General features: G+C 55.7%; 5 protein-coding genes. 2 read left to right on the forward strand and 3 right to left on the reverse strand.

Annotated elements, in window-relative coordinates; translation table 11 throughout:
- Nucleotides 1-1,387, forward strand: a 1,387-nt coding sequence (locus tag V6C16_RS07385; protein ID WP_333542958.1) for a (Fe-S)-binding protein, incomplete at its 5' end; no start/stop codon positions are given.
- A 471-nt stretch (nucleotides 1,388-1,858) separates the two neighbouring features.
- Here the strand turns inward: V6C16_RS07385 and V6C16_RS07390 are convergent.
- From V6C16_RS07390 to V6C16_RS07400, 3 genes are all read right to left on the reverse strand, one after another.
- Nucleotides 1,859-2,263, reverse strand: a complete 405-nt coding sequence (locus V6C16_RS07390; RefSeq protein WP_333534940.1) for a hypothetical protein — start codon at nucleotides 2,261-2,263, stop codon at nucleotides 1,859-1,861.
- 169 nt (nucleotides 2,264-2,432) lie between these two features.
- Nucleotides 2,433-3,011 (reverse strand): hypothetical protein, encoded by a 579-nt coding sequence (locus tag V6C16_RS07395; protein ID WP_333534941.1) that lies wholly within the window; start codon nucleotides 3,009-3,011, stop codon nucleotides 2,433-2,435.
- 308 nt (nucleotides 3,012-3,319) lie between these two features.
- Nucleotides 3,320-4,501, reverse strand: coding sequence for an alpha/beta hydrolase family protein (locus tag V6C16_RS07400; RefSeq protein ID WP_333542959.1), 1,182 nt, complete (start codon nucleotides 4,499-4,501; stop codon nucleotides 3,320-3,322).
- A 26-nt stretch (nucleotides 4,502-4,527) separates the two neighbouring features.
- Here V6C16_RS07400 and V6C16_RS07405 point away from each other — a divergent pair, with 26 nt between their 5' ends.
- Nucleotides 4,528-5,163, forward strand: a complete 636-nt coding sequence (locus V6C16_RS07405) for a DedA family protein (RefSeq protein ID WP_333534943.1) — start codon at nucleotides 4,528-4,530, stop codon at nucleotides 5,161-5,163.
- The last annotated feature ends 156 nt before the right edge of the window (nucleotides 5,164-5,319 follow it).

A 5,319-nucleotide genomic window follows, 5' to 3' on the forward strand; every position in this document is an offset into this window, starting at 1 on the left:
GCTGGTGCTGCCCCGCAACGCCACTGCCCAGCGCATCACCTCGTACGTCACCTTCATGTGCGGGGCCGGCCCCTGCGCGGCCAATGCCGATGACAAAAAGATCATGCATGTGGTCTTTCTGGACAATGGGCGTACCGAGATTGCGAAAGATCCGCTGTTCAAGCAGATTTTCCGCTGCGTGCGCTGCGGCGCCTGCGCCAACGTCTGCCCCGTGTACCGTCTGGTGGGCGGCCACAAGATGGGCTACATCTACATCGGCGCCATCGGCCTTATTCTTACCTACTTCTTCCACGGCAAGGAGCGCGCGCGCATCCTGAGCCAGAACTGCATGGGCTGCGAATCGTGCGCCAATGTCTGCGCCGGCGGCATCGAGCTGCCGCGCCTCATTCGCGAAATCCGCGCCCGCCTCAACGAGGAGCAGGGCGCGCCCATTGAAGCCAACCTGCTGTCGGCCGTCATGAAGAACCGCAAGCTCTTCCACCGGCTGCTCAAGTTCGCGAGCTTTGCCCAGAAGCCCTTTACCCGCGGAACGCAGTTCCAGCGTCACCTGCCCGCAGTGTTTATGGGCAAGCACAACTTCAAGGCGCTGCCCGCCATTGCCAGCAAGTCCTTCCGCGACCGTTGGCCCGAAATTGCGCCCAAGGTGCAGAATCCCGTCATGCGTGTGGCTATCTTCAGCGGCTGCGCCCAGGACTTCATCTATCCCGAGCAGCTGGAAGCCTGCATAAAAATTCTTGCCGCCAAGAATGTGGCGGTGGAATTCCCCATGGAGCAGTCCTGCTGCGGGCTGCCCCTTGAAATGATGGGCCAGCGCAAGACCTCCATTGATGTGGCAAAGCAGAACATCGCGGCCTTCCGCGGCGGCAACTATGACTACATCATCACGCTCTGCGCCAGTTGCGCGGGACACCTGAAGCACCATTATCCGCAGATACTGGACAAGGACTACGCGGTGGTGGAAGGTCAGGCGTTTGCAGCCAAGGTCATTGACTTCAGCTCCTTCATTCACGACGTGCTGGGCCTCAAGCCCGAAGACTTCCACAAGTCCGGGCAGAAGGTCACCTACCACGCTTCGTGCCACCTCTGCCGTGGTCTGGGCGTGAAAAAGGCCCCCCGTGAGCTTATTGCCGACGCGGCGGAATATGTGCCCTGCGAGGAAGAAGAAGTCTGCTGCGGCTTTGGCGGCAGCTATTCCGTGAAGTTCCCCGAAATATCGGCGCAGCTTCTGGAAAAGAAAATCAACAATATGAAGGCGACCGGAGCCGACCGCCTGGTGGTGGACTGCCCCGGCTGCGTCATGCAGCTGCGCGGCGGCGCTGAAAAGCAGGGGCTGAAGATCAAGGTTGACCACATCTCGGAATTGCTGGCCGACAACCTGAAGAAATAGGCTTGCATTAGATGCAGATTAACTTTGAGAATGTACATTCTCAAAGTTTACGGCACGCATCGCTTCGATGCTTAACCGCGCAAGTAAATAGCGCTTGCATCTTTGCGGCGGGCGACTGCTCACGCAGCCGCCAGAGCAATTTCAAAGTGAAGCTGCCTTGACAGGACACGTAAAAATGGGGCGCCGCTTGTCTGTACAAGCGGCGCCCCGGTTTTTGGTGTGATGACAATCGGATACAGGCTCAAAAATCTGTCGGCTTCCGGCGGGAAAGCGTATGGGATGAATCCCGTTACGAGAAAAGGCTGCCGGTGCCGGGGAACAGGAAATATCCGTGAAAGAGAGCCGTTCGAAGGTACACTGGAGTTTGCGGACTGTTCGCAGCTTGGGCCGCTTCAATAGTTGCCGGGCAATGGAAAAAGCACGTACTGGATATTTTTTTACCCATTGGCAGCGGTCCGGATTTACACGGTTTTAATGGGTGGCCTGCAAGGGAATGCGCCACCAGTACCAAAGACTGACGATGGTGGCATCATGAGGTTGCCATTCTCCGCAGGTTTCAAAATAGTGCAGAACTTTGCGCTCGATGTCGGTCAGCGGAATCCCGCTCGCGGCCATCTGGCGCAAACGGAAGAAGATTGCCAGGCACTCGAAAAGGCTCAGGCAATCTTCTTCAAGACAAACGCTGGTTTGCAGCTGTAAAACAAATTCCTGGTAAAAAGGATTGTCTTCACCTACACACGCGCCAAAGGCCGGGCAATTTTCCAGAAGGTGTTTCAGACCCTGTGAAAAAAGTTTTTGCGCAGGCCGGGACGTGGCGTGTGATACACTGGCTGTATACAATCTTTCCATTGCCTTTTGATGACTGGAAAGTGACATAGTCGGCTCCTCTGGCTGGTTATTCTGGATTAGTTTAGCGTAATGTCTATAAATTACAAATTATTCTATAAATATGCTATTATGCTCCATAATTTCGACGACGGAAAGGATAGAAAGAAAAAAGGAATGGCTACAAAGTCGGCAAGGGTTCGTGGGCGCGTGATTGCCGTCAGTGTGCAGGACGGCGGGGCTGCAGGTACTGGGGCTGAAAAAACAGCCTGTACTGCTTGGCGGGAGAAAGGTGGGTCGGCCTGCTGACCTCCCCCTCAATGGATAAAGGCTTGTCCGACAGACCGAAGGGTTGCAACTGCCCAGGGGCCATGTCCATATGGGATAGTCTTTCTCCTGTAACATTAAAGACGGGTATGCTGCTGTTGGGGTTGCCTGCCATAAGCACGCCGGACTTGCCCGAAGGCAGCACGCCGCCGCTGGTTCCGTTATGCGCCGTGGCGTTAAGCAGGCTTGGCACTGGCAGGTCCGTGCGTCTCAGCATATCAAGAAAATCGTTGCCTGTGCGGCCTACAAAGGTCACCAGCGATGAGCCGTCTCCATATACAAGCAGGCTGACAGGCATGGTGCCGCCATGAATGCCCATAAAAGCCGATTTGGCCCCGGCAGGCATGATAACCCAGGCGTTTTCAACCTCGGCTGCATTTTGGGGGGCTGTCGTCGTTTGTGCGGCATACGGGGCTGACCCGACCACTGCCGCAAGCACGAGGCACAGAATACAAAGGGGCAGTATCTTCATGCCGTTCATATTTCCATTGCTCTGAAAAAGTTGCGCCGCAACGCAACCAGGGCCGTTTCGCGCAGAAAACCCAAATGATGACAGTGCTTGCCCGTATGCCAAGGCAGCAGCACAGCAAAACACTGTCCGCCTGTTTTTACGCCTGCCGCAACTTTCGTTGTGGCCGAACAGTCACGTTGATGATGTTACCATCCATGAATGTGCGGCACAAAACAAGCGCACTTTAAAAAGCTTTAGTAAGGGGCGGCACAATTGTCAAGGATATGGGCTGTATGAACATGGTCTATTGATAAAAAAGTCTAATATTACTATCGCTTGCGTTTTTCCGGCGGCGCCGGGGCCGGTTCCTGTTTGGGCGGCAGGGGCGGGCTGAGATCCGGCGGGGCAGGTATATGGGGCAGATTTTTACCACTGCCGAGATAGTGCAGAAAAAAATCGCTCAGAGCGGCGAACATGCTCTTATGTATGGCTTTTCTGTCTTCTTCGCTTACCGAGCGGCAGAGTTCCGGCAATTCTTCTGCCATCGCGGGCGGGCAGGGGGCCATGAGCGCACCGGCATCGGCCTTGTCCAGCACAAGCCAGCGGGCTTTTTTTCCGGTGCATTCGTAGATTTTGCGGGCATGCAGGGCGACCTTGTTCAGACTGTCTCCCGCAGCCGCCACAAGCAGCAGGGGCGGGTAGAACCAGCGGAAAGAGTCCCGCCCGAAGAGCATGCCGAAACCGGGGGCCACGGCAGCCACAGCCTTGACGCGCGTATCGGCAGGGCTTCTGGTCAGGGGCAGACTGCGGCATAAGCCGTCCATGCGGTTTTGCGCCCAGATATTGCAATACATGTCGTGCTTGCCGGCCTGCGCGCAATAATCCTTCCAGCCCTCACAGTCGGGAAGGGCGCCGCCAAGCAGCAGTACCGCCGTGCCGCCCGCGCCAAAGCCCAGAGCGCCGATACGCTCGTGGTCAATGCTGGGTTCGGTTTCCGCGTCGCTGAGCAAAAAGGCAATAAGGCCAGAAAGTTCCCGCACACGGTTTTCAAGCTGCTCCCAGGTGAGCAGTTGGTCCATGTTGTTCATATTGTCGCCGGGATGGGTGGGAGCCGCCACCACAAAGCCGCAGGCCGCCAGCCATGCGGCCGTATCGTGGTAGGAAAAACGCGATCCCGCCGTGTCGTGCGAAAGCAGAATGAGCGGAAAGCGTCCATCCACGGGTTTGCCTCCGCGGGCGGCTGAAATTTCCCAGGGGCCGTACTGGATATCGCGCGCGGGGCGCACTGAGGGATACCAGATGTTTACGTCCAGGCGAAGGCCGTTTTCGGGATCCCATTGCCCAAGCGTGCGAAAGCCCACATTATAAAAATCGGCGCGGGCGTCGGAAAGGGAGAACAAGAGTATGCTGAGGCAAAGGGCCAGGAGTACGGAAAATTTCTGTCGCATGCCCGTGTTGTGCCACAAGCGGGCTTGGGGTACAAGGGCGTTCAGGCGGTTCCATTTCGCCACAAAACGGGCCAGGAGCATACGAACGTATGGATATGGTAAGCTATTTCATTGACTTTGTGCTGCACATTGATGTGCATCTTTTTGAACTTGTGGAGCAGTACGGTCTTTGGATTTATGCCATACTGTTCATTATTGTTTTTTGTGAAACAGGGCTTGTGGTCACGCCGTTCTTGCCGGGTGATTCTCTGCTGTTCGCTTCCGGCGTGGTGGCCGGGGCGGGCCTTATGGGCTATGCCGAGGTGGTGTTGGTACTGCTGGCGGCGGGTATTCTTGGGGATGCCGTCAACTACTGCATCGGCCGCCATGTGGGACCAGCCATTTTTTCGCGCGACAGCCGCTTCATCAAGAAAGAGCATCTGCTCAAGGCCCATCATTTTTACGAACGCCACGGCGGCAAGGCCATTGTGCTGGCGCGTTTTGTACCCATTGTACGCACATTTGCGCCTTTTGTGGCGGGTATTGCCCTTATGCATCCCCGCACGTTCTTTTTCTTTAACGTGACCGGGTGCATGCTGTGGGTCGGCAGTCTTGTTTCCGCAGGTTTTTTTCTGGGCAACCTTGAATGGGTGCGCCAGAATTTCAGCATTATTGTTTATGGCATTGTTATTGTTTCCGTGCTGCCGGTTGTTATTGAAGTGCTGCGCGCCCGCTTGGGCAAGTAAATTGAAAGTCTTTCAAGCGATATCTGTTTTAGAGCAATTTCACTTTGAAATTGCTCTGGCGACTGCGCGAGCAGACGCCCGCCGCGAAGGCGTAAGCGCAATTTATTTGCGCGGTTAAACGCCGAAGCGAGCGTGTTTTAAACTTTGAAAATGTAT

Source organism: Desulfovibrio sp. 1188_IL3213, from assembly GCF_036763145.1.
Classification (GTDB): Bacteria; Desulfobacterota; Desulfovibrionia; order Desulfovibrionales; family Desulfovibrionaceae; genus Desulfovibrio.